General features: G+C 63.7%; 27 protein-coding genes. 6 read left to right on the forward strand and 21 right to left on the reverse strand.

The window, feature by feature from the left end; translation table 11 throughout:
* Position 1 precedes the first annotated feature (1 nt).
* The 8 genes from AAG591_RS02065 to AAG591_RS02100 are packed head-to-tail and all read right to left on the reverse strand — an operon-like array spanning position 2 to position 4,772.
* Complete coding sequence (locus AAG591_RS02065) at positions 2–652, reverse strand: glutathione S-transferase family protein (protein ID WP_342529251.1); 651 nt, start codon at positions 650–652, stop codon at positions 2–4.
* A complete protein-coding gene (locus AAG591_RS02070) occupies positions 652–1,326 on the reverse strand; it encodes a dihydrofolate reductase family protein (RefSeq protein ID WP_342529253.1) in 675 nt (224 codons plus the stop codon). Before AAG591_RS02070 ends, AAG591_RS02065 begins: the two co-directional genes overlap by 1 nt.
* 1 nt (position 1,327) lies before the next feature.
* Positions 1,328–1,810, reverse strand: coding sequence for a VOC family protein (locus AAG591_RS02075; RefSeq protein WP_342529255.1), 483 nt, complete (start codon positions 1,808–1,810; stop codon positions 1,328–1,330).
* A complete protein-coding gene (locus tag AAG591_RS02080; protein ID WP_342529257.1) occupies positions 1,803–2,444 on the reverse strand; it encodes a glutathione S-transferase family protein in 642 nt (213 codons plus the stop codon). Before AAG591_RS02080 ends, AAG591_RS02075 begins: the two co-directional genes overlap by 8 nt.
* Before the next feature lie 21 nt (positions 2,445–2,465).
* Positions 2,466–3,269 (reverse strand): VOC family protein, encoded by an 804-nt coding sequence (locus AAG591_RS02085; RefSeq protein WP_342529260.1) that lies wholly within the window; start codon positions 3,267–3,269, stop codon positions 2,466–2,468.
* 10 nt (positions 3,270–3,279) lie between these two features.
* Positions 3,280–3,633, reverse strand: a complete 354-nt coding sequence (locus AAG591_RS02090) for a DUF1428 domain-containing protein (RefSeq protein WP_342529261.1) — start codon at positions 3,631–3,633, stop codon at positions 3,280–3,282.
* Between the two features lie 2 nt (positions 3,634–3,635).
* On the reverse strand, positions 3,636–4,313 hold the full coding sequence (locus AAG591_RS02095) for a glutathione S-transferase family protein (RefSeq protein ID WP_342529263.1): 678 nt from the start codon (positions 4,311–4,313) through the stop codon (positions 3,636–3,638).
* 18 nt (positions 4,314–4,331) lie between these two features.
* Positions 4,332–4,772: a VOC family protein gene (locus AAG591_RS02100; RefSeq protein WP_342529265.1), complete on the reverse strand. Its 441-nt coding sequence runs from the start codon at positions 4,770–4,772 to the stop codon at positions 4,332–4,334.
* Between the two features lie 69 nt (positions 4,773–4,841).
* Here AAG591_RS02100 and AAG591_RS02105 point away from each other — a divergent pair, with 69 nt between their 5' ends.
* Entirely contained in the window at positions 4,842–5,504 is a 663-nt protein-coding gene (locus AAG591_RS02105; RefSeq protein ID WP_342529267.1) for a winged helix-turn-helix transcriptional regulator, read from the forward strand.
* A 5-nt stretch (positions 5,505–5,509) separates the two neighbouring features.
* On the opposite strand, the gene AAG591_RS02110 is transcribed toward AAG591_RS02105, so the two are convergent.
* On the reverse strand, positions 5,510–6,364 hold the full coding sequence (locus AAG591_RS02110) for an oxygenase MpaB family protein (protein WP_342529268.1): 855 nt from the start codon (positions 6,362–6,364) through the stop codon (positions 5,510–5,512).
* Between the two features lie 91 nt (positions 6,365–6,455).
* On the opposite strand from AAG591_RS02110, the gene cobS reads away from it, so the two are divergent.
* Entirely contained in the window at positions 6,456–7,442 is a 987-nt protein-coding gene (cobS, locus tag AAG591_RS02115; protein WP_342529269.1) for a cobaltochelatase subunit CobS, read from the forward strand.
* 18 nt (positions 7,443–7,460) lie between these two features.
* Here the strand turns inward: cobS and AAG591_RS02120 are convergent, their stop codons facing one another.
* Complete coding sequence (locus tag AAG591_RS02120) at positions 7,461–9,866, reverse strand: putative bifunctional diguanylate cyclase/phosphodiesterase (protein ID WP_342529270.1); 2,406 nt, start codon at positions 9,864–9,866, stop codon at positions 7,461–7,463.
* A 148-nt stretch (positions 9,867–10,014) separates the two neighbouring features.
* Here AAG591_RS02120 and AAG591_RS02125 point away from each other — a divergent pair, with 148 nt between their 5' ends.
* Entirely contained in the window at positions 10,015–12,153 is a 2,139-nt protein-coding gene (locus AAG591_RS02125) for a transglycosylase domain-containing protein (RefSeq protein WP_342529271.1), read from the forward strand.
* A gap of 10 nt (positions 12,154–12,163) precedes the next feature.
* On the opposite strand, the gene AAG591_RS02130 is transcribed toward AAG591_RS02125, so the two are convergent.
* Together AAG591_RS02130 and AAG591_RS02135 are read right to left on the reverse strand one after the other, a co-directional pair.
* A complete protein-coding gene (locus AAG591_RS02130; protein WP_342529272.1) occupies positions 12,164–12,586 on the reverse strand; it encodes a PaaI family thioesterase in 423 nt (140 codons plus the stop codon).
* Entirely contained in the window at positions 12,579–13,058 is a 480-nt protein-coding gene (locus AAG591_RS02135) for a PaaI family thioesterase (protein ID WP_342529273.1), read from the reverse strand. The genes AAG591_RS02130 and AAG591_RS02135 overlap by 8 nt, the downstream gene beginning before the upstream one ends.
* 126 nt (positions 13,059–13,184) lie before the next feature.
* Between AAG591_RS02135 and AAG591_RS02140 the strand changes: the two genes are divergently transcribed.
* The 3 genes from AAG591_RS02140 (at position 13,185) to AAG591_RS02150 (ending at position 15,094) form a co-directional block, all read left to right on the forward strand.
* On the forward strand, positions 13,185–13,346 hold the full coding sequence (locus AAG591_RS02140) for a hypothetical protein (RefSeq protein WP_342529275.1): 162 nt from the start codon (positions 13,185–13,187) through the stop codon (positions 13,344–13,346).
* A gap of 81 nt (positions 13,347–13,427) precedes the next feature.
* Positions 13,428–14,315 (forward strand): hypothetical protein, encoded by an 888-nt coding sequence (locus AAG591_RS02145; RefSeq protein WP_342529276.1) that lies wholly within the window; start codon positions 13,428–13,430, stop codon positions 14,313–14,315.
* Positions 14,300–15,094: a transposase gene (locus AAG591_RS02150; protein WP_342529278.1), complete on the forward strand. Its 795-nt coding sequence runs from the start codon at positions 14,300–14,302 to the stop codon at positions 15,092–15,094. Before AAG591_RS02145 ends, AAG591_RS02150 begins: the two co-directional genes overlap by 16 nt.
* 31 nt (positions 15,095–15,125) lie before the next feature.
* On the opposite strand, the gene ruvX is transcribed toward AAG591_RS02150, so the two are convergent.
* Genes ruvX through pyrE form a run of 9 tightly spaced genes read right to left on the reverse strand, consistent with a single transcriptional unit; the run spans position 15,126 to position 21,920 of the window.
* Positions 15,126–15,614 (reverse strand): Holliday junction resolvase RuvX, encoded by a 489-nt coding sequence (gene ruvX, locus AAG591_RS02155; RefSeq protein WP_342529280.1) that lies wholly within the window; start codon positions 15,612–15,614, stop codon positions 15,126–15,128.
* Positions 15,593–16,813 carry a DUF3089 domain-containing protein gene (locus AAG591_RS02160; RefSeq protein WP_342529281.1) on the reverse strand — a complete coding sequence of 407 codons (1,221 nt, stop codon included), beginning with the start codon at positions 16,811–16,813 and terminating at the stop codon, positions 15,593–15,595. The genes ruvX and AAG591_RS02160 overlap by 22 nt, the downstream gene beginning before the upstream one ends.
* 10 nt (positions 16,814–16,823) lie before the next feature.
* Positions 16,824–17,972, reverse strand: coding sequence for an AI-2E family transporter (locus AAG591_RS02165; RefSeq protein ID WP_342529282.1), 1,149 nt, complete (start codon positions 17,970–17,972; stop codon positions 16,824–16,826).
* An 11-nt stretch (positions 17,973–17,983) separates the two neighbouring features.
* Positions 17,984–18,862 (reverse strand): signal peptidase I, encoded by an 879-nt coding sequence (gene lepB / locus AAG591_RS02170; RefSeq protein WP_342529284.1) that lies wholly within the window; start codon positions 18,860–18,862, stop codon positions 17,984–17,986.
* Entirely contained in the window at positions 18,859–19,260 is a 402-nt protein-coding gene (gene acpS / locus AAG591_RS02175) for a holo-ACP synthase (RefSeq protein WP_342529286.1), read from the reverse strand. Before acpS ends, lepB begins: the two co-directional genes overlap by 4 nt.
* On the reverse strand, positions 19,257–19,532 hold the full coding sequence (locus AAG591_RS02180; RefSeq protein WP_342529287.1) for a pyridoxal phosphate biosynthetic protein: 276 nt from the start codon (positions 19,530–19,532) through the stop codon (positions 19,257–19,259). Before AAG591_RS02180 ends, acpS begins: the two co-directional genes overlap by 4 nt.
* Positions 19,529–20,257, reverse strand: a complete 729-nt coding sequence (locus AAG591_RS02185; RefSeq protein WP_342529289.1) for a pyridoxine 5'-phosphate synthase — start codon at positions 20,255–20,257, stop codon at positions 19,529–19,531. The genes AAG591_RS02180 and AAG591_RS02185 overlap by 4 nt, the downstream gene beginning before the upstream one ends.
* Positions 20,254–21,345 (reverse strand): serine hydrolase domain-containing protein, encoded by a 1,092-nt coding sequence (locus AAG591_RS02190; RefSeq protein ID WP_342529291.1) that lies wholly within the window; start codon positions 21,343–21,345, stop codon positions 20,254–20,256. Before AAG591_RS02190 ends, AAG591_RS02185 begins: the two co-directional genes overlap by 4 nt.
* Positions 21,342–21,920 carry an orotate phosphoribosyltransferase gene (gene pyrE / locus AAG591_RS02195; RefSeq protein ID WP_342529292.1) on the reverse strand — a complete coding sequence of 193 codons (579 nt, stop codon included), beginning with the start codon at positions 21,918–21,920 and terminating at the stop codon, positions 21,342–21,344. The genes AAG591_RS02190 and pyrE overlap by 4 nt, the downstream gene beginning before the upstream one ends.
* Positions 21,921–22,026 lie beyond the last annotated feature (106 nt).

The following is a 22,026-nucleotide window of genomic DNA, read 5'->3' on the forward strand; positions in this document are numbered from 1 at the left end:
CTCAATCCCGGTCGGGTGCGCCGGGCGGGAAGTAGTGGCGGTAGGGCCGCGCATCGTCGACGCACCGCGCCACCGCAGGCAGCGCCAGTATTTCCGCACGAAGCGCGGCGACGCGCGGGCAATCGGCCGGAATGCGCTCGATCCAGTCGGCGTAGAACAGCGAAGGCGCTGCGGCGCAGGTGACCAGCGAGACGTGGGGCGGCAGATCGTGTTTCGCGAGCCAGTCCTCGAGCCAGGCATAGCTGCGAAGCAGGCCCTTCCTCCCCGCTTCGACCTGTGTCTGATCGGGGTTTTCGGGGTTGGAGATGCAAGCGTTTACGACCAGCTGACCGACGTCCATGACGTAGTGATCGAAAAAGCGGTCCATCATCCGCGCACGTGCCGCCTCGATCGGATCGGCGGGGATCAGCGCCGCAGCTTCCGGGTCACGCGCGGCGAGATATTCGGCGATCGCGGTCGCTTCGCACACGCTATGATCGCCGTCGACCAGCACCGGGAATTTGCCCACCGGGTGGGCCGACTGAACGAAGGCATAAGCTTCGTTCTGCTCCATCGGGTTCACCTCGCGGAAGGTGAAGGGGATGTCGTAGGCGTATAGTGGGATCAGGCCCTTCCAAGTGTAGGAGGAGAAGGGGTGGCCGTAGAGCTCCATCACCAGGTTCCGTCTTCGATCCGTTTGCGCCGCTCCAGCTCCCGGTCGCTGGTGATCGGTATCGGCGCTTCGTCGGGGTAGGGTGGCAGCGTGCCGCCCGGCCTGTAGGTCGCGACGACCGTGCCTTTCGCAGTGACGCGGTGATCGGTCATCTCCAGCTTGTCGACCGGAGTGCCTTCGCCCCACAGGCGCTTCCCACGACCGAGGATTACCGGATAGGTCATCGTGATCAGCGTATCGATCAGCCCTGCGGCGAGGAGCGCGGGATAGATCTCGCTCGACCCCTGGATGACGAGGTCTGGCCCCTCGGTCTGCTTGATAGCCGCCACGTCTTCCACCCCGCGCATCCGGTGGCTGTTCTGCCAGTCGAGCGGCTGGTCGCCGCGCGTCATCACGTACTTGTTCGCCGCGTCGAAGGCTTCCCCCATGGGCTTGTTCTCGCCATCGGCATAGGGCCAGTAGGCGGCGAAGATATCGTAGGTGCGCCGTCCCAGCAGCAGGTCGTAGGGCGGGGTGAACAGCGCGCCGAGCGTCTCGTCGATACCCTCGTCCCACAGCTTGAAGACCCAGCCGCCCTGATCGAAGCCGCCGGTGGGGTCTTCTGTCGGGCCGCCAGGAGCCTGCATCACCCCGTCGAGCGACAGGAACGCCGCGCCGGTGATTTTCCGCGCCATGTCAGTCTCCTCGTCGTGCGGCTTCGATGGCGGCGTGATCGATCTTCGCCATGCCCATCATCGCCACGTACACGCGCTTGCGCGCCGCCGGGTCGGGGTCGCCGAGCCCTTCGGTCAACACACGCGGCACGATCTGCCAGCGCATCCCGAACCGGTCGCGGCACCAGCTGCACGCCATTTCTCCGCCGCCATCGGCAGTCAGCGCTGCCCAGTAGCGGTCGGTTTCTTCCTGTGTATCGGTAAACACCTGCATCGAGACCGCGTCGGAGAACTCGCCCGGATTGCCGTTGAGCGCGAGCGCCTGCATCCCGAGGAGCGTGAAATTGGCGAGCAACACGTCGCCTTCCTTGCCGCCGGGGTAGTCCGACGGGGATCGTTCGACGCTGCCCATCTTACTGTCGGGGAACAGATCGCAATAGAATTGCGCGGCTTCGTCGGCCCGGTCCTTGAACCACAGGCACAGGGCGGATCGGGCCTCAGGCATTGGCCGCCTCCCGCTCTGCGATCAGCGTGTTGTCGATGTCCTTTGCCGCCTTGTATGCGTCGCGCGTCCGCAGCCGATCCGCGTAGGCTTCGAACACGTCGCGCTGGGGGAGCGATCCGAACTGCATGCCCCAGTCGACATGCGACCCGACATAGACGTCCGCCATCGTGAACCGGTCGCCGCAGACATAGTCGCGCCCGGCCAGCATGGATTCGAACGCGTCGACCGTACGCTCGAAACTGCCGTAGCCGAGCATGCCCTGTTTCTGCGGGTCATCGGACGACCAGCCCATGCTGTTTGCGACCACCGCCTGCTCGACCGGCCCGGCGGCGAAGAAGAGGTAGCGGAAATAGTCCGCCTTCTCGTGCGCGTCGGGGAGCAGCCCTGCATCGGGGTGCATTTCCGCGAGATAGTGGCAGATGGCCGCCGCTTCGGTGACCACATGGTCATGGCCGCCGTGGTGATGCACGAGCGTGGGGAATTTGCGCATCGGATTGGCCTTGACGAACCCTGCGGGCTGATCGGGTCCGTATTCGATGATCACCTGTTCGTAATCGGCACCCGCCTCGTGCAGCGCCCAGCGGGCGATCTGCCCCCGGCTCATCGGGTTGGTGTAGAATGTGTAGTCAGCCATCCTCAGTCTCCCATATGCCATTCAACCTCTGGGCCCGACCAGGCCGATGGTCGCGCCCTGCGGATCATGCGCATAAACCGTGTATTCGCCGCCGGGAATTTGCTGCGGGTCGCCGAGCAGCTTGCCGCCGTTTTCGGTGACCGCCGCACAGGCGCGGTCGATATCGTCGACGCCCGCGAAATACTGCCAGCGTGAGCCTTCGCCATCGGCTTGCGTCTTCCCAATTGCACCAACGCCGACCCCCTCGTTCTGGATGAAGAGATAGTCGCCCATCGGCCCCATCGGCATGGCACCTTCCTGCGTCCATCCGAACAGGTCGGTGTAGAGCGAAACGGCAGCGTCCGGGTCGCTGGTCCACAGCTCGTTCCAGCGCATGTGTTGCGCCTTGTCGACCGAGAAGACGTCGCTGGTAGCATCGGGATCGTCGGCGGGCGGGGTAGGGCTCATGATGTAGAGAACCGCGCCCTGCGGGTCGGAAACCATCGCCATACGGCCGACGCCGGGCATGTCCATTGGCGGCATGTGCACCGTGCCGCCAGCGTCCTTCAATGCCGATACTGCACCATCGACATTGGGGTGGTGGATATAACCGAGCCAGACCGGGGTCGCGCCGCCCGCCTTCATGTCGGCGGTGATTTCGAGCGCGCCACCGGCGAAGCCGCCGTCCGACCGACCGATCATTCGATAGGTCGAACCGGTAGGCATTGTCTGCCCCTCTGCCTCGATCACCCAGCCGACAACCGCGCGATAGAATTCGCGCGCGCCTGCCGGGTCGTCGGTCATCAGTTCGTACCAGATGAAGGCACCGCGTTTGCTATCGGCCATTCGGTCCTCCTCAGGCGTGTTCTTCGACGATCGGCTCGAACCCGCCGAAGATCATCCGCTTGCCGTCGAACGGCATATCGCCGAACTCCGCCATCCGCGGGTCTTCCATCATCTTCTTCTCCGCGGCCTTTGCGGTTGCCTGATCGGGCCATATGACCCAGCTGAAGACGATCTTCTCGCCATCCTCTGCCTTGGTGGCGCGGCGGAAATCGGTGGTGTGCCCGTCCTGCACATCGGCTTCCCAGCATTCGACCTGGCTTACCGCGCCGAACTCCTTGGCCAGCGGCCAGAACTTCTTGGCGACATCGATGTAGGCGGCCTTGTTGCCCCCAGGCACTGCGAGGACGAATCCATTCACGTACATTCTTACTCTCCCTTGGAATTCGGCGGATCGTGGCGGTCGAAGGCTGCAAGCTGGTCGGCCATTGCCTCCTGGAATGCCGGGCGGGCTTCCCCGCGCGCGACGTAGGCTTGCGTTGCAGGATGGTCGGCAAGCAGTTGACTACCGCCGATGGCTCGCAGCACCGTGACCATGGCTATGTCTGCGATGGTGAAGGTCTCGCCGAGCCAATCCTGCCCGCCCAGTCGCTGTTCAAGCGGTGCGAGACGCTTGGCGATGAATTCCTCGAGGCTCGGGCGGCGAAGCCTGGCCCAATCCTCGTCGCGTGCGAAGGCGGTGACGTCGACCCACTCGAACATCCACGGTTCGACCGAATTGAACGCGCCGAACAGCCACGAAATCGCGTCGGCGCGCTGCTTCGGCTCGCGCGGCAGCAGAGCCTCGCTCTTCTCTCCGAGATGCAGCAGGGCCGCACCGCTTTCGAACAGCACGATGTCTCCATCGCGCATAGTGGGGACCTGCCCCCAAGGCTGCGCGGCGAGCAGCCAGTCCGGTTTGTCGGTCACGTCGGCAAGTCGCTCGCGATACGGGATGCCTGCCTCCTCGCACGCCCAGCGCGGGCGCAGATCGCGCACGAAACCGCGCGCGAACGGTGGCACCCACTGATAGCCGGTTATTTCGATATCGGCGCCGGGATCGATCATCGACATGCCGCCGTTGCCTCAGGCGTCGACGGCGGCTTCGGCGGGCGGGCCGTCGGTAGCCATGGACGGGTTCATCCACATAGGCTCCCACACATGCCCGTCTGGGTCTTCGAAACTGCGACCATACATCATGTCGCCGAATTCCTGCTTCGGGTTGATGTCGGCCTTGCCGCCGTGCTTACCTGCGGTCTCGGTAATCTCGTCGACCGCCTCACGGCTTTCCATGCTGACACACAGCGCGACTTGCGCGGCGGAATGAGCGTCGACGATGGGCTTGCTGGTGAAGCTTTTCCACTTGTCGTGGCTCAGCAGCATCACCTTGATCGTGTTGCTCCATTCCATCCCGCTGGCGGTTTCGTCCGAGAACATGTGGTTCTGCGTGAAGCCGAGCGCGGAATAGAACGCGGTCGAGGCGGCCAGATCGGCGACCGGCAGGTTCACGAAAATCATTTTTGTCATCGCAGCGTCCTCTCAATTCCCGCGACTCGATATTGAATCTTATGCGCGTCGCGATTACGTAAGGCAACAATGAAGTTACAAAAAGAAACTAATCTGCACGGAAGATGGTACGACGATGCATGCGGTACGGCGTTTGCTCTCGAACTGGTGGGTGAACGCTGGTCGCTCCTGATCATCCGCGAACTGATGATGGGGCCGCGCCGCTTTTCCGATTTGCGCGCAACCTTGCCGGGGATCAGCGCAAAGGTCCTGACGGAGCGGCTGGCGACACTGGCAGAGGCTGGCGTGCTGACCCGTCACAAGCTGCCGCCCCCCGCCGCATCGCAGGTCTACGAACTGACCGAGTGGGGCTATTCCGCGGAGACGATCCTGCAGGAACTGGGCCGCTGGGCCGCCACCTCTCCCTTGCACGATCCGACCCTGCCGCTGTCTGCGGTGTCCTTCATGATCTCGCTGCGGACAATGCTCGATCAGGGTCGGGCGGGGCAGTGGAGCGCCACAATCGGTTTCCGGATCGGCGAGGACAGCTTCATCGCGAGTCTTGCCGATGGAGAGCTGCCGATCGAGCGGGGCGATCCGGATGGTGCGGAGAGCGTCTTCATCGTCGCCGAAGCTCCGCAATTGGCAGCGGTGTTCTACGGCAAGCAATCCGCCGGCGCAGTCGGCGCGACGATCGAAGGCGATGCGAAGGTGGCGGAGCGTTTCATCGACCTGTTCCACCTGCCGCGCTGAGAACGTTACTGCCGCATCGCCCAGCGCAGGGTTCGCCCAAGCGCGCGCGTGGTCGCGCGGGCAGGCAGGGCAGCAAGGCCGGGGCGGTGCAGACCCAGCATCGAACGCGCGAAGGGCGGCAATAGCATCACCGCCTCCGCCGCGATCGCCTGCTGCAAGGCGACCGGAAAGCCTTGCGGACGGATCGCGAGCACGAATTGCGCGACCTCGCGCGCTTCTTTGGATGTGGTGAGGTCGCCGCGCAGATCGCGCAGGATCGCTTCCGCTTCGGCCACGCTGGTCGGCACGGGATCGGCCCCCAGTGCGCGCCCGATCACCGCCATTTGCGCATAGTACTCGTCCTGCTCGGCGTGAGGCATGCCGGGTCGCGCATGGCGCAGATAGCCTGCCAGGAAGCTCGATGCTTCGGCGATATGGACCCACGCCGCAGTGCGAGGATCGCTCGCGGCATAAGGCGTGCCGTCGGGCAGGGTGCCAGTGATCTTGCGGTGGATCTGGTTGACCCGCGCGATGGCGTCCTGCGCGCCGTCGCGGTGGCCGAAGGTCGTGACCGAGATGAACTGCGCGGTGCGATGGAAGCGCCCCTGCGCGTCCTCGCGGAAATTCGAGTAGTCGAGCACGCCCTGCAACGCTGCCGGGTGGAGCATTTGCAGGAAGAGCCCGCGAATGCCGCCGATCATCATTCCCATCACATCCGCGTGCACCATGCGGATGGGCGAATCCTTCACGAACAGCGCTTCATCGGAAGGCGGAATGCGCGTTTCGGGCACCTTGCCCTGATTGAACGCGGCGCGCACCTGGTTGACGATCGCGTCGCGCACCGGGTTGAGCAGGGGGTCGAGAGGATCGCTGCGCGCCATGGCAGCGAAATATAGGCTATCGCCGAGGATTGGAAATCCATCGCCGAAGCCGTCTTGCGAGGGCTGCGCAACCTCTCTAGTCCCGCCTGCGATGACCGACAGCAAGACCTTCAATCCGACCGAGAGCACCGTGCTCGCCGCGCCCGACACCAAGATCGACGTGCGCGAGACCTTCGGCGTGGATATCGACTGGCAGGTACCCGCCTTCAGCAAGGCGGATGACCGCGTGCCCGATCGCGACGACAGCTACGTGTTCGATCCGGATACGACGATGGCGATCCTGGCCGGTTTCGCGTTCAACCGCCGCGTGATGGTGCAGGGCTATCATGGCACCGGCAAGTCGACGCATATCGAACAGGTCGCGGCGCGTCTGAACTGGCCGTGCGTGCGCATCAACCTCGACGCGCATATCAGCCGTATCGACCTGGTCGGCCGCGACGCGATCGTGCTGCGCGACGGCTTGCAGGTGACCGAGTTTCGCGAAGGCTTGCTGCCCTGGGCCTTGCAGCACCCGGTCGCGCTGGTTTTCGACGAATACGACGCGGGCCGCCCAGATGTAATGTTCGTGATCCAGCGCGTGCTGGAAGCGGAGGGCAAGCTGACGCTGCTCGACCAGAATCGGGTGATCCGCCCAAACCCCGGCTTCCGCCTGTTCGCCACCGCGAACACCGTCGGGCTCGGCGATACCAGTGGGCTCTACCATGGCACGCAGCAGATCAACCAGGGCCAGATGGACCGCTGGAATGTGGTCGTTGGACTTAATTATCTGCCCGCAGAGACCGAGGGAGCCATCGTCGCTACCAAGGCGCCGGAAATGGACAAGAAGACCATCGCCAACATGATCAAGGTGGCGGATCTATCGCGGCAGGGCTTCATGAACGGCGATATCTCGACCGTGATGAGCCCGCGCACCGTCATCACCTGGGCGCAGAATACCGCGATCTTCAAGGATATCGGCTTCGCCTTCCGCGTCAGCTTCCTCAACAAGTGCGACGAAGCGGAGCGGATGCTGGTGGCGGAGTACTACCAGCGCGTGTTCGGCGAAGATCTGCCGGAAAGCGTCGTAGGATCGGCCTGACGCCCGAATGCCCTGTCGTCAGCCCGCTCGACGGCTGATTTCCTTTTCGCGCCTGGGCTGGCTTTTCGGCGATCTTGAAGCGAGCCGTTCGACCGACGGCGCCGCGACTTTTCGTGTCGGCACTCGGTGGACCAGCTGCGCCGCAGGGACCGCTCGGCTGAACAGGTAACCCTGCATCTGGCTGCATTCGGTAGCGCGCAACAACTCCATCTGCTCGGCGTTTTCGATACCCTCCGCGGTCGTACTCATGTTCAGGCGGGTCGCCAGGGCGATCACCGCCTTGACGATGGTGTCGCTATCCTCGCGCTCGGCCATGTCGCCCACGAAGCAGCGGTCGATCTTGATCTTGTCGAACGGGAAGGCGCGCAGGTAGTTGAGCGAGGAATAGCCGGTTCCGAAATCGTCGAGCGCGATGCGCACACCGAGCGCGCGGATCTTGTGCAGCAGGGCGATCGTCTCATCGCACTCGCGCATCAGCACGGTTTCGGTAATCTCGAGCTCGAGCCGATGGGCGGGCACCGCGCTCGCCGCGAGTGCGTGGACGATGGTCCCGTAGAGTTCCTTGTCCATCGTCTGCACAGGGGACAGGTTGACCGACACCGTAAGATGATCGGGCCAGCGAGCGGCCTCTGCCAGAGCCTCGCGCAGCACCCATTCGCCGATCTGGACAATCTGGCCGGTTTCTTCCGCGATAGGAATGAACTGGTCGGGACTGACCGGGCCGCGGGTGGGATGGTTCCAGCGCAGCAGTGCCTCGTACCCGACGGTCTCCATGCTTTGCGTCGCCACAAGCGGCTGATAGTGCAGTTCCAGCTCGCCATTCACGAGCGCATCGCGCAGTTCGAATTCGAGCTGACGGCGCTCCTGCACCTCTTCGTGCATCCGAAGGTTGAAGATACTCGCGGTCTTTCGCCCGCGCAATTTGGCGTCGTACAGCGCGAGGTCGGCTGCGTAGATGGCTTCGTCACTGATGCAACCGTCATCGGGGCCGAACGCGATGCCTACGCTGGCCCCGACACTTGCTTTCTGGCCTTCGATCACGATCGGGCGATCCATCGCATCGACGATCCTGTGAGCCACTTCGATTACGCGCTCGCGGCTGAGCGGGTGTTCGATGAGGACGGCGTATTCATCACCGCCAAATCTCGCCACCATCGCACCAGGAGGCACGCATTTCTCGATCCTGCGTGCTGCTTCCTTTAGCACCACATCGCCGCCTGTATGGCCGAAGGTGTCATTGATGGCTTTGAAGTGATCGAGGTCGATCGCGAGGATCGCGACCATTCCGTCCGAGCCCAGACGATCGAAGGCACGTTTGATGGTCGTATTGAACAGGGCGCGGTTGGGCAGATCGGTCAACACGTCGTAATGCGCCATGTACTTGATCCGCGCCTCTGCCTCGCGTGCGGTGGTCACATCGGCGACGAAACCACGCCAGTAGCGTCGCGTCTCGTCGTCGTCCGAAGTGACCTTACGAGCGGAGATCGACCACCAACGCTGCTCGCCCCGTATCCTGAGCGGTACGACAACCCGCTGAAAGCTTTCGTCCTGCCCACCCATGTGGCGTAACTCGGCGCGTTCGGGGGAGTCGTAGAACAAGTCGAGCAGCTGCATACCCTCCAGTCGCTCGGCACTACGTCCCGCGGCATCGCAAAAGCGACCGCTCGGGCGCATGATATGGCCGTCTTCGGTACATTCGAACAGCCAGTCGCTACCATCCTGGTCGTACTGGTTGAGCAACAGTTGGATCGTTTCGTTCGCCTCCGTCAGCTTGCGCGTGCGTAGCCGGCGGGTCGCAAACATGTAGTTCAGGTGGAAAACGAGCCAGTGAAGGGCGAGGAAACTGCAAAGCGCCACGGTGATCCCGCCCATCGCGACCGCGCCGCCAATTGGCACAACCGCGATTGCGATGGTCGATCCGTTGATCGCGGCATTGAGGACTGCCGCACGAGGCACGGCGATCAGCGCAACCGATTCGATCCACATCACCATGATGGCTGTGGGCAGCAATGCGGGCAGGTATTCGATCGGGGCATGGCTCAATGCGATTGCGGCGAATGTGCCCCACAAGATCGTGCGGAGCACGACAAGTCGCCTGACCAGCGTGAGCGTGTCGGAGTGTGGATGCACCTGGGTCTTGCGACGCCGGTTGACGACCATCTGGCAAACTCCGACCGCAATGCCGGATAATACGAAGAGATCGACGAACGTCAGCGACATGAACGTGCTGAAGACGAGCGCTGCTATCGATGTTCGCAGGAAGTCGTACGCGAGGTAGGGCGTAACGCAGATGTGCTCCAGCCGACATCGCGCCCACCACTCGATGTCCTTCTCTTCGGGCCGATGATCGATCAGCTGTAAGTGAAAGAGTCTGTACAGCGCGCTGCCCCGCCTGATCAGGGGAGCGTGTCCATTGTCGCTCATAGCGTCATCTGAAGAAAATTTCGCCACATTTGCTGGTGTTACAGCCGAGTGGTAAATCCGAGGTTTCTAAATCCCGGGTATAGTTGTGTGGAAGTAGAGGGCCCGCTTGCCGCTGGTGCCGGCCCTAAGGTTGGAGTAAGGACGAAACATGGCACGGCGGGGCTCCGGAGACGACTGGACCGGACACGGGGCAGCTCCCGTGGGCCATAGCGGCTATTATTCCACCCGCGAGAGCATGCTGGAAGACCCGTGGGACGGGGACGATACCGACTTCGATTACAGGTCGACCGGGCCGGGCATCGGCCAGCGAGCGCTGGACATCCTGCGCTCTCACGAAACCCGTTACTGGGCCGTCCGCGCGGTCGCGGCCTTTGCCCTGCTGCTGATCCTGATCGTCGCGTGGCTGACGATCACCGCGCCGCTTTCCAAATCGCTCGAACCGATCGCACCTCCGCAGGTCACGCTGCTCGCCGCCGACGGAACGCCGATCGCTCGAAACGGGGCGGTGTATGACGAACCGGTCGAGATAGACCGCCTGCCCGACCACGTGGTCGATGCGTTCCTGGCGACGGAGGATCGCCGGTTCTACGATCACTGGGGGGTCGACCCCCGCGGCCTTGCGCGTGCGACGTGGAACAACATGACCGGCGGGCCGACGCAGGGCGGCAGCACGATCACCCAGCAGCTCGCGAAGTTCACCTTCCTGACGCCCGAACAGTCGCTGTCGCGCAAAGCGCGCGAGATGCTGATCGCGTTCTGGCTGGAAACATGGCTGACCAAGGACGAGATCCTCGAACGCTATCTCTCGAACGCGTACTTTGGTGACAACACCTACGGCTTGCGCGCAGCGAGCCTGCACTATTTCTATCGCCAGCCCGAAAAGCTCACGCCCAGTCAGGCTGCGATGCTGGCGGGGCTGCTCAAGGCTCCCTCCGCCTACGCACCGTCGCAGCATTACGATCGCGCGGTCGACCGGATGCAGGCAGTGAAGGCGAGCCTGGTGTCGGCCGGGTTCATGACCTCGGAAGAGGCCGAAGCAATGCAGCCGCCCAAGCTCGACATGCGGCTGACCAACGATCTGCCCACGGGCACCTATTTCGCCGACTGGGCCCTGCCCGAGGCGCGCGATCGCACTTCGCCCGGTTATGCATTGCAGGCTCTGACGACGACACTCGACGCGCGTTTACAAGGTATCGCGAGCGACGTGATCGCCAAGGCACCGCTGGGCGATGCGCAGGCGGCGCTGGTCGCGATGCGGCCCAATGGAGAAGTCGTCGCCATGATCGGGGGGAAGGACTACTCGAAAAGCGCCTTCAACCGTGCGACGCAGGCGCAACGCCAGCCCGGCTCCACGTTCAAGACCATTGTCTATCTCGCGGCGCTGAAGGACGGTTATCAGCCCGACGATCCGGTCAGCAACAGACCCTTCACCGAAGGCAGCTACCGGCCCGAGAACTACGACGGCAAATATTCCGATTTCCTCACTCTGGAACAGGCATTCGCCCGATCTAGCAATGTAGCCGCGGTGCGCATGTTCAACGAGGTCGGCAGCGGCAAGGTGATCGACCTTGCGCGCGATCTTGGCATAACCAGCCCGATCCCGCGCGGCGACCCGAGCGTGGCCTTGGGCACGGCGGGGATGTCCCTGATGGAGCTGACCGCCGCCTATGCAGGGATCGCGGGCAATTCCTACCCCGTGCGACCGACCGCGTTCCTGCGCGAGCCGCGCGGATTGTGGGACAGCATCTTCAACGCCCCGCGCAGCACCTCCAACTCCACGCACCGCGAGATCGAGCAGCTTCTGCGCGCTGCGGTGAACGAGGGGACCGGACGCAACGCGCGGCTGCCGGGTGTCAATTTCGGCAAGACCGGGACGACGCAAAACAATCGCGACGCGCTGTTCGTCGGCTATGCAGGCGACCTCGTGGTGGGCGTGTGGATCGGCAATGACGACAACACGCCGCTCAAGGGTATCAGCGGCGGCGGTTTGCCTGCGAAAATCTGGAAAAGCTTCATGCTGCGCGCCCAAGGCATCGGGCCCGGCGAGCCGACGCGTCGCCAGAGCCCGACTGCACCGGTCCAGCCGCTCGATGTTCCCGACGCGAGCGACATTCCCGCGCCTGTTGCGGAGGACAATGTCGAGATCACGACGGATGCCAGCGGCATCACGATCCGCGAAGAAACGCCCGACAGGGAAGCGCCACCGATCGATGCACCGCCGGGCGAGCCGCGCGCGGCGCCGCCGTTACCCGCTGCGCGAGAGACCGAAGCGGCGCCGGCGAACTAGCGCGTGCTAATCAGGCGCCTTCAGGCACGGCCCGCTGGATCATGACGTTCATCACCGCGCTTGCCCGGGGCCGGTCGCGCTGATCCTGCCATGCTTCGACCGTCACATTGGCGCTGCGTCGGCCGAGCTTGGTGATCCGCGCCTTGGCGAACAGCGGAGCTTTCTTGGCTGCGGCTAGAAACTGGACGGTGATGTTAATTGGCTTGAGCTGCGCTTCTTCGCCAGCCTCGCTCAGCGCAACGCGCAATGCTGCGTAGCCTGCCGTTTCCATCAGGCCGCTGGTCGCTCCGCCGTGGAAATGGCCGGGGCGGCCTTCGATGGCGTCGATGCCCGATACCCAGAACACAGGCATGCCGTCCTCGAACTCGGCCACCTCGATGCCGAGCGAGCGGGCATAATTGGAAAGCAGGTCGGGGCGCGCTTGCTCAGCCATTCTTGGATCCTCCCGCGCCGGAGTTGCCGATGGTCATGTAAACCGCCGCCATCGTCGCGACCGGATCGTCCGGATCGCCATCGTGAGCGATCCCTCGCACGAACGCGGCAGACCGCGTGGTACGGAAGCATTCGCAGCGTCCAATCACATCGGCCCGCTCCCCGGCGGGGCGTTGATAGTCCACCCGCATGTCGAGCGTGGCAACAGCGACGAATCGTTTCTCACGGGTCCAGATCGCCATCCCGCCACCCATGTCCAGCATCGAGAAGATCGGTCCGGACGCGATGACGCGGCGCACATCGTCGCCGACCAGGTCTTCGCGCCAGGGCAGGGTGAGCTCGGTCCAGTCTTCGCCGTGGCCGCGATAGGACAGGCCGAGCCAGCCGGGATGCCCGCCGGAAAGCAGGAATTGCGCAGCACCTTTCGGGTCGAACGTGGCGGATGGATCTCTGGGAGATGGCTGTTTTTCCATGCGCTGCCATCTGTGCGGTACGCGCAGCGATGACAATATTTTAATTCGCCTGCCCTGGGTCTTTGCAGGAACGGTGCCCCGGCGCGGTGGGGGTGCCGCGCGCAAAGCAAGGGGGACCTAGCGCCAATGAATCTGCCAAATATCCTGCTCGAAAATCTGCCGGGGCTCGCCGATGCGCCGGGTCTGGTGGGCAGCTTCTTTCAAGCCGACACGCCGGGTATCGACGACCGTATCGTGTACCTGATGGTGTATCTCTACGAAGTGCTCCCGCCGGACGCGATGCTCTGAGGCTGGCGCCACGTGCACATCGACCCTGCTCTCCAACATTACGCCAGCGATCATCCAGCGATCGTGGGGGCGCAGGGTCGTGTGAACTTGGCCAAGGCGCGGTGGCAATCGCGAGACGACACCGGGAAGATTCTCGAAGACTGCTCGACCTTCGCGCAGGGAGCAACGCTGCCCGAATGTGCCGAATTATCGCAGCTTATGGCTGGCGACGCAGCCGTGGGTTTCGCCAACGAGTGGCTCATGGCGATGGTCGAAGCATGCCGTGCCGATCCGCTCGCGCAGGTGCCTTTTCGGCACAGCCATTCGGGCGGTGTCGGCACGATTCAGTTGCATCGGGTCGGTCGCGTAACGCTTTCGCTGATTGCGATCGAGCCGCAGTCCGATGCGCCTGCAAGGAGTATCGCCTTCACCGATTGCGAGCGGCACGAGATCGTCCTGGCGGGCACGGGCAGGGGGATGGCCTACGCGTTCGAAGCGAATGGTCCTCTGCAGGGTTCTATGCTGCCATTGCGACCCGGAACACGCTTTTGCGGTGACAAGGACCATTCACGCGCAATCCTTGCGCTCGACACGCCGCTTGTCGTTCTCCGACTGGTTCGCGAGCCCGAAAACCCTGCATCGACGCGGCAGGTCGACATCGCAACCGGCAAGATCGTTCACCGCGCCTCCGCCAGCCCTGCAGAAGGACGCGCAGAGCTTGCCGCCGCATTGTTGGGTGCGATGGGACGCAAAGATGCCGCACCGGCGCTGGCGCGCTATGCTTGTGGACAAACCGGAGAGGGCGCGCGCTGGCAGGCGCTGAGGAATGCACTTGCGCTCGACACACGCGTCGGATTCGGGGCTCTCTGCCGGATTGCGGATCGAAATGACGATACGATAGCTGATGAAGCGGGAGCACTGCGGGACAGCTTGTGCACAACTTATCCACAGCTTGCCCACCTGCAGGATCAGCTATGCCTCGTGAACTGAAAGTGGTCGATCCCGTGCCGCTTTCGCTCGAGGAATACGTCGCGCGACTGGATGAGGCTGGCTTTGATCCAAGCGACGAGCGTTCTCTTATCAATGCAGCCGAATTGCTAGCCGGTCTCGCCGCCAACCGGACATTTCTCGGCGACATCCTGATTGAAGAGCTGGGTTGTGATCGTTCCGCGCCGGAAGCGACCGCCTATGGCCCGCAGGCGATCATGCTCAGGCCGCCCGCTAACGGATACTTCCTGCGCGCCAATATCTGGCCCGCTCGCGGCGACCCGGCCTTTCAATCGAGCGGCGCGGGAAGCTTCGTCTACGGCCTGCCGCACGACCATAATTTCGACTTCCTCACGGTCGGCTATTTCGGGCCGGGCTATGTCAGCGACTACTATGAATATGACTACGAGAGCGTCGCAGGCGAAGTGGGCGAACAGGTGGATCTGCGCTTCGTCGAGAGATCGGCGCTGAGCGAGGGCCGCGTGCTGCACTACCGGGCGCACCGCGATGTCCATTGCCAGCACCCGCCCGAAAGCCTCTCGGTCTCGCTCAATATCTGCGCGGCCAGTCCCGCGCAGGGGTGGTTCGACCAGTACCAGTTCGACCTTGATCGGGGTGCAATCGCGGGTGTGCTCAACGCCAGTGCGAACGAGGTGATGCTGCGGCTTGGCGTGGCATTGGGGCAGGAAGATGCGCTCGCGCTCGCAGCGGAGTATGCCGACCACCATCCGAGCGCTGCAATGCGGAGGGTGGCGGGGGAGCTGATCCCACCCCACAGCTGAGAAGCCGCCCAGGGCGAACGGACAGCGCTTGCTATAGCAGCGGCGAACCTGTCGCCGCGTCGATCGCCGCCTGCAGAATTACCGTGGCCGCTTCGGCATCGATCCGCTCGGCGCGCTTGCGGCGGCTGACGTCGAGCCCGATCATCGCCGCCTCGGCGCTTTGGGTGGACCAGCGCTCGTCCCACAGCAGCACCGGCAGCCCGAAAGCTTCCGCCAGATTGCGCGCATAGGCGCGGCTCGCCTGCGCGCGCGGGCCTTCGCTGCCGTCCATGTTGCGCGGCAGGCCGATCACGATGCCGCGCACGCTGCGCGCTTCGATCATCTTGCGCAGCTCGTCGCGGTCGCGGCCGAATTTGCCACGCGGCAACGTTTTCAGCGCGCTGGCAAAGCGCCAGCCCGCATCGCACACGGCGACACCGATGGTCTTGGTGCCCAGGTCCAGGCCGATCAGCGCGCCGCCGTCGGGCAGCGCCTCGGCCAGTCCCGAAGCACTCTCGCCTACGAGTTCGCTGCCGCCCATTCGCGCACGCGTGTGACGACGTCTTCCTGCACATTCCGCCAGAACAGCGGGATATCGTAGACGTGGTAATTCTCGCCCGGCAGCACGGCGGAGCCCATCGCGGGCGGGTCTCCGATCCGCAGGATGCCCTGCTGGTCGCAGCGCGCGCCGACCGCACCAGCGACGAGCTCACCTGATGTGAGGTCTTCGCTCGGCACGAGAGTGCCTTTGTTGTCGTCGGCCGGGGCGGTGCTGTTGGCGAAGCCGGTGATCGGGTTCACGCACAGTATCGGGGTATCGCCACGCGGCTTGCCATCGAACCCGGGGCTCGCGCGGAAACGTTTGAGCAGCTGCGTCGGGTCGCCATCGTCGGCGAAGCTCGACCAGCTGAGGATGCATCCGGATTCGTTGGCGCGCTCGCAAGCAGGCAGCGGCAGAACGGGCAGGTCGTGATCGAGCGAGATCGGCCAGCCGACCGCGTAGACCGCGGCGATGCGTTTCTCGACCGGGCGGCCCTTGATCCGCTCGCGCAGCAGTCGCAGCAACTGGAGCGAGCCCTGGCTGTGCCCTGCGAGGACGATCGGTCGATCCTTGTCGACGCTTTCGAGGAAGTAGTCGAATGCCTGTTCGACATCTCCGTATGCCGCGTCGATCGCCTGCTCTGCTTCGGGCTTGTCGGTCAGGAAGGCACCGACGGTGGCCTGGCGGTACTTGGGCGCCCAGATCTCCGCCGCCCGGTTGAAGGGGCTGGCGAGACCGCGCAGGAACAGCCTTGCGCGATCCTCGGTCTCCTTGTCGCCCAGCCGAGCGTTCCACTGGATGTCGCGGTCGAGGTTGGTCGGGATGTAGCTCGTCGGATGGACGAAGAAGACTGCGAAGGGCGGGGCCTTCTCCTCCTCTTCGGAAGTGATCCGGCGCGACCCCGCCTTGCTCGCCTGTTCGACCAGCGTGCCTTCGTTCTCGCTGCGCGGAAGGGGGTTCTGCGTTTCGGCGATGGCGGGCTGGTAGCGCGCGGGATCGGCCGTGCCGATGCCGGGGCGCGAATACCACATGTCGGGGTCCGCGTAGGCGTTGTCGGCCAGCGGGTCCTGCTCGACGAATTCGGTGTTGGGGACGAAGGCGATTTCGGTCGCCTTGTCGGACCAGTAGTTGAGCGCGAACGTGCCGATAATGACGAGCACGATCATCGTCGCGACGAAGTACAGAAATGCGCGAACCATCGGTTTTCCCCTATGCGGCCCCGGACCTGGCTTTTCCTGCTTCCTCGGCAGCCTGCATCGCGGTGTTCGCTTCGGAACGGCGCACCAGTGCGACCTTGAGCATGGCAAGCAGGGGGTCGGCCAGCAGTAGTCCGATGATCCCGAAAAGCAGGCCCATGATCAGCTGCGCGCCCAGCACCAGTGCGGGTGGCAGGTCGACTGTTTTGCGCGCAATCATCGGGATCACGACGTAGCCATCGAAGGTCTGGACGACGAAGTAGATCACGACTGCGGCAATCCCCGTCTCGACCCCGGCAGAAAAGCCGACGATTGCCATCAGCAGGCCGGAGATGACCGCGCCGATATTGGGGATGAATGCCAGGAGGCCGGTCAAAATCCCCAGGAGCGCCGCCATGGGCACGCCGAACATCTCCAGCGCGACCCATGTGAAGAAACCTTCGAAGACCATGCCGACGATCCTGCCGGCCATGAGGCGGCGAAGGGTCTGCGCCATCTCGGCCAGCGTCTTGCGAAGCTCGCTGCGTTCGCCGCGCGGCGCCATCCACTCGACGCCGCGTTCGTAGAGGTTGGGTTCGAGCGCGACGTAAATACCGATGATCAGGATCACCGCACTCGTACCGATGACACCGGCGATCCCGCCGATTGCGCGGGTGACGGTGCCGACGCCGCTGACGACCTGGTTCAGCATCGACTGCGCGTCCGACAGAGACACCTGAACACCATTGTCCTGCGCGAGATCGATGAGCTGGTTGAGCTGCTTTTCGACGATCGCGGGCAGGGTGGCTGCCTGTTCGGCAATCTGCGATCCGGCGAAATAGCCGAGCCACACGAGGAAGGCGACCGCCAGCAGGAGCACCATCGCAATCCGCAGCGTGCGGGGAATCGCAAGATAACGGCCGATCAGTCGCGCACCGCCGTCGATCATCGAGGCGAAGACCAGCGCGGCAAAGATCACCAGCAGCGACTGGGATATGTAAACCGTCAGCGCGGCAAGCCCGATCACTCCGACCCAGATCAGAGCCTTCTGGGCCTCCACTCTCAGCCTGGGACTGGAGATATAGGTTGGGCTTGCATCGTCCCAGCCTTCGTATTGCGCATCGGTCGTCGAGGAAGCCTGCTGCCCCGAATCGCCTGTGCCTGAGGTGTCAGACTGCCCCATGTCCCCCTGCGTCAGTCCTGCTTTGCCGGCGTGTCGGTGTGAGTCGGGCGAAGCGTCGTGAACGCCCGGTCACCGCGCATGGCGCCGAACCAGCTGAACGGGTTCCAGTTGGCCGTCCCGTCGAGCGAGAAGGTGATGAACTCAGCCCGCCCACCGATATTGGCGAGCGGCACCGGGCCGCCGAGACCCTGGCGCGCGATCGAGGCGCGGCTGTCCGCCGAATAGTCGCGGTTGTCGCCCATCACGAATACGGCATCGTCGGGCACGAGAATTTCGTCGTAATTGTCCAGCGGCTGGTCGGGCAGGGCGTCGATGATAGAATAGCTGACGCCGTTGGGCATCGTCTCGCGCGTCACCGGGACCTTGCATTTCTGCACGCCCTTGGGCGTGGTGACGACTTCGAACCCGGCTTCCGTGCAGGGCGAATTGATGTCGTAGGGCAGCAGCAGATCGGGTTCGACCTTCTGCGGCACGGGCTTGCCGTTCAGGATGATCTGTCCGTCTTTCACCGCGATGCGGTCTCCCGGCAGGGCCACCACGCGCTTGATGTAATCCTCGCTACGCTCCGGGTGCACGGGAATGACGATGTCGCCATATTCGGGCGTGCCGCCGAACAGCCGCCACTTGCCGCGCGGCAGCAGGTGGAAGGTGATCGACGCCCACGAATAGCCGTAGGGATACTTGCTGACGATCAGACGGTCGCCGACCAGCAGGTTGGGCATCATGCTGGTGGATGGGATGTAGAACGGCTTGGCCACGAAGCTGTGGAAGGCCAGCACCGCAAGCAACATCAGCGCGAGGCCGCGGAATTCGACGAACCAGTTGACCTTTTCGTCTTCGCTGGCGGATTTGGCGGTGTCTGAGTTGCTCATGCCGGTGGTATTGCTCATTGCGGAAAGGCCTCGATGATCACGAAGGCCTGCGCCCATGGATGATCGTCGGTGAGGGTAAGGTGAACATGCGCCACATGGCCGTCGGGCGTGATTTGCGCAAGCGCCTTGGCTGCGCCGTGTGCCAGTTCGAGAGTGGGTGCGCCCGAGGGTGCGTTGACCACGCCGATGTCCTTCATGAAGACGCCGCGCCTGAAACCGGTACCGACGGCCTTGGAGAACGCTTCCTTCGCCGCAAACCGCTTGGCGTAGGTGCCCGCGATGGTGAACGGGCGCTTCCTCGCTTTCGCTCGCTCGATCTCGGTAAAGACGCGGTTCTCGAACCGCTCTCCATAGCGGTCGAGCGAGTTCTGGATGCGCTCGATATTGCAGAGGTCGGAGCCAAGGCCGATGATCATGAGGCGCGCACCAGTAGGGTAACGAGAAGGATGAGAGCGATATAGTGCAGTACGACCTGCACCTTCACCAGATCGTGCGAGGTGTCGCCCTTCGCCATCCGCAGTGTCATCGCGTAGCCGAAGACCTGCAAGAGCGGCCAGCCAACGGCGAATGCGGTCAGCGCGCCGGTCGTGAACGAAAGGCCAAGCACGAAAAAGCTCAGCAGGAACGGTATCGCGCCTGCGATAAGCCAGAAATGCTGGGCGTTGGTAACTTGCGTCTCGCCACTCATCGCGCGTCGTCCATCAGGTCGCGCATCCGGCGGATCGCCGGTTCCAGGCCGGTGAAGATCGCTTCGCCGACCAGATAGTGCCCAATGTTCAGCTCGGCGAGTTGCGGGATGGCGGCGATCGGTTGCACGTTCTCGAAGGTCAGCCCGTGGCCGGCGTGGGGCTCGATCCCGTTCTTCACTGCGAGAGCCGCCATGTCCGCGATCCGTTTCAGCTCGACCGCGCGTTGCTCGCCCATAGCGTGGGCATATTCCCCGGTATGAAACTCGACCACGGGCGCTCCGAGGCGCATTGCCGCTTCGAGCTGACGCGGGTTCGCCTCGATGAACAGCGATACTCGGATACCCGCATCGGTGAGCCGGGAGACGATGGGCGCCAGTTGGTTGTGGAGCCCAGCCGCGTCGAGCCCACCCTCCGTGGTGCGCTCTTCGCGCTTCTCGGGCACGATGCAGGCGGCGTGCGGCTGATGGCGGAGCGCAATCGCCAGCATTTCCTCGGTCGCCGCCATTTCCAAATTGAGCGGCAGATCGGTCGCGTCCTGGATGCGTTTCAGATCGTCGTCGCGGATATGGCGCCGGTCCTCGCGCAGGTGAGCGGTGATCCCGTCTCCACCGACGGCCGCGACGATCTCAGCCGCGCGAACCGGATCGGGATGATCGCCGCCGCGCGCGTTGCGGATCGTGGCAACGTGATCGATATTGACGCCGAGGCGCAGCCGCTCGCTCATTGGCAGGCCACCGCGCTCAGCGCATCGTGCATTGCGCCCGATCCGGTCCAGATCTCACCGAAGTCGAAGCTTTCCTTCTCCGTGACGAGGGCAATCGCGATGTCGCGCTCGGGCATAATGATGTTGCGCACCTGATACTTGCCGATGTTGCCGCGCCGCTCGACGATTTTCACCGGCGCGTCGCAGCCCTTCAGCGGGGCTTCGAACACCCACTGGCCCAGCGCCATATAGCCGAGCGCGGGATCGCTCTCCCAGAGAATCGCGCGCGATTCCGGTGAAAGCAATTTGCTCGACATCAGGGCACGGTCGAAGCGCACCATGTCTTCCAGCGGGCCCACCAGCGCGGCCGAAGAGCCGTAGCGGGCGATCCGGGTGGTGTAGGTGGGATCGCGGCCCTGGAAGTCGCGGGCGCTTCCTTCACGCAGCAGCGCGGTATCGCTCCAGCCCGAAGGCGTGCCGATTCGTTCTTCGAGAAGTACCTCGACCGGCGAACCCGTTACCTTTTCCAGAATTCCGCCGAGGACGATGTAGTCGCAATTATTGTAACGCCACTCTTCTGTCGGGGCCGTTCGGTCGGCGATGCACCAATCGAGGCCCGTGGGGCCGTCGGAATAGAACGACGGGAAGCCGGTCGCATCTTCCGGGCTGTCGTCCGGATTGTGCAGGCCGGAACGATGCTGGAGCAGCTGGCGGATCGTGGGGGAGGGGGCGTCAGCGGCGAGATCGGAGAGATAGGTATCCGCCGGGGCGTCGAGATCGAGCGTGCCGGCTTCGACCTGTTGCATCACCAGCACTGCCATAACCTGCTTGGTGACCGAGGCCCACGGCCATTTTTCCTGCGATGATGGAGGACGGAGCGCGAAGATGTGCACGCTTCCATCGCGCCTGCTGATGGCGAAATCTCCTTCGAAATCGCTCTTCTCAAGAGCGTCGACCGCCCGAGAATCGTCGTCCGCGCGATATCCCCATGACGACAGGCCAGACGTTTCTGTGTCGGTGATTGCAGGGATGCTCTCTGCAGTTCGGATATCGGGCTGGCCCGCGCATCCCGCGATCAGAAACGCGAGCGGCGCGAGCAGCCGGATCACTTCCGGCTCCCGGGCTTGGTGATCGGCACGGCCTTCAGTTCTGCGGGAACGTCCTCTTCCGCATAGGTCGGGAAGGAAAGCTGGATCAGCGGGAAGAAGGGCACGCCCATGTCGGCTTCGCCCGAAGAACGGTCGACCAGCGCGACTTCGGCGATCACCTCGCCACCTTCGCGTGCAACTGCTTCGATAGCCTCGCGGCTCGATATGCCGGTGGTGACGACGTCTTCCACCATCAAAACCTTGGCGTCTTTCTCAAGCGCGAAGCCGCGGCGCAGTTCGAACGTGCCTTCTGGGCGCTCGAGAAACATGGCATTTTTCCCCAGCGCGCGGCCCATTTCATGGCCGATGATGAGGCCGCCCATCGCCGGGCTGACCACGACATCGATCTGGCTGCGAATCTCGCGCGGGATCTTTTGCGACAGCGCAAATGCCATCCGGCCGGCCCGGTCCGGGTTCATCAACACCCGCGCACATTGCAGGTAATGCGCCGAATGCCGGCCCGAACTCAGGAGGAAATGACCTTCGAGCAAGGCGTCGCAACCGCGCAGTTCCCCGATGATTTCTTCGTCCGTCATATCAGCAGCTCGACCCTGTAACTTATAATGTGATGTGATTGCCGTTGCGACGAACGCATTGGACGACCCGTGAATTCCCGTCTAGAGGCGCTTGAGAGTCGCGGCA

The organism is Citromicrobium bathyomarinum, from assembly GCF_038594485.1.
GTDB classification, from domain to species: Bacteria; Pseudomonadota; Alphaproteobacteria; order Sphingomonadales; family Sphingomonadaceae; genus Alteriqipengyuania; species Alteriqipengyuania bathyomarina_A.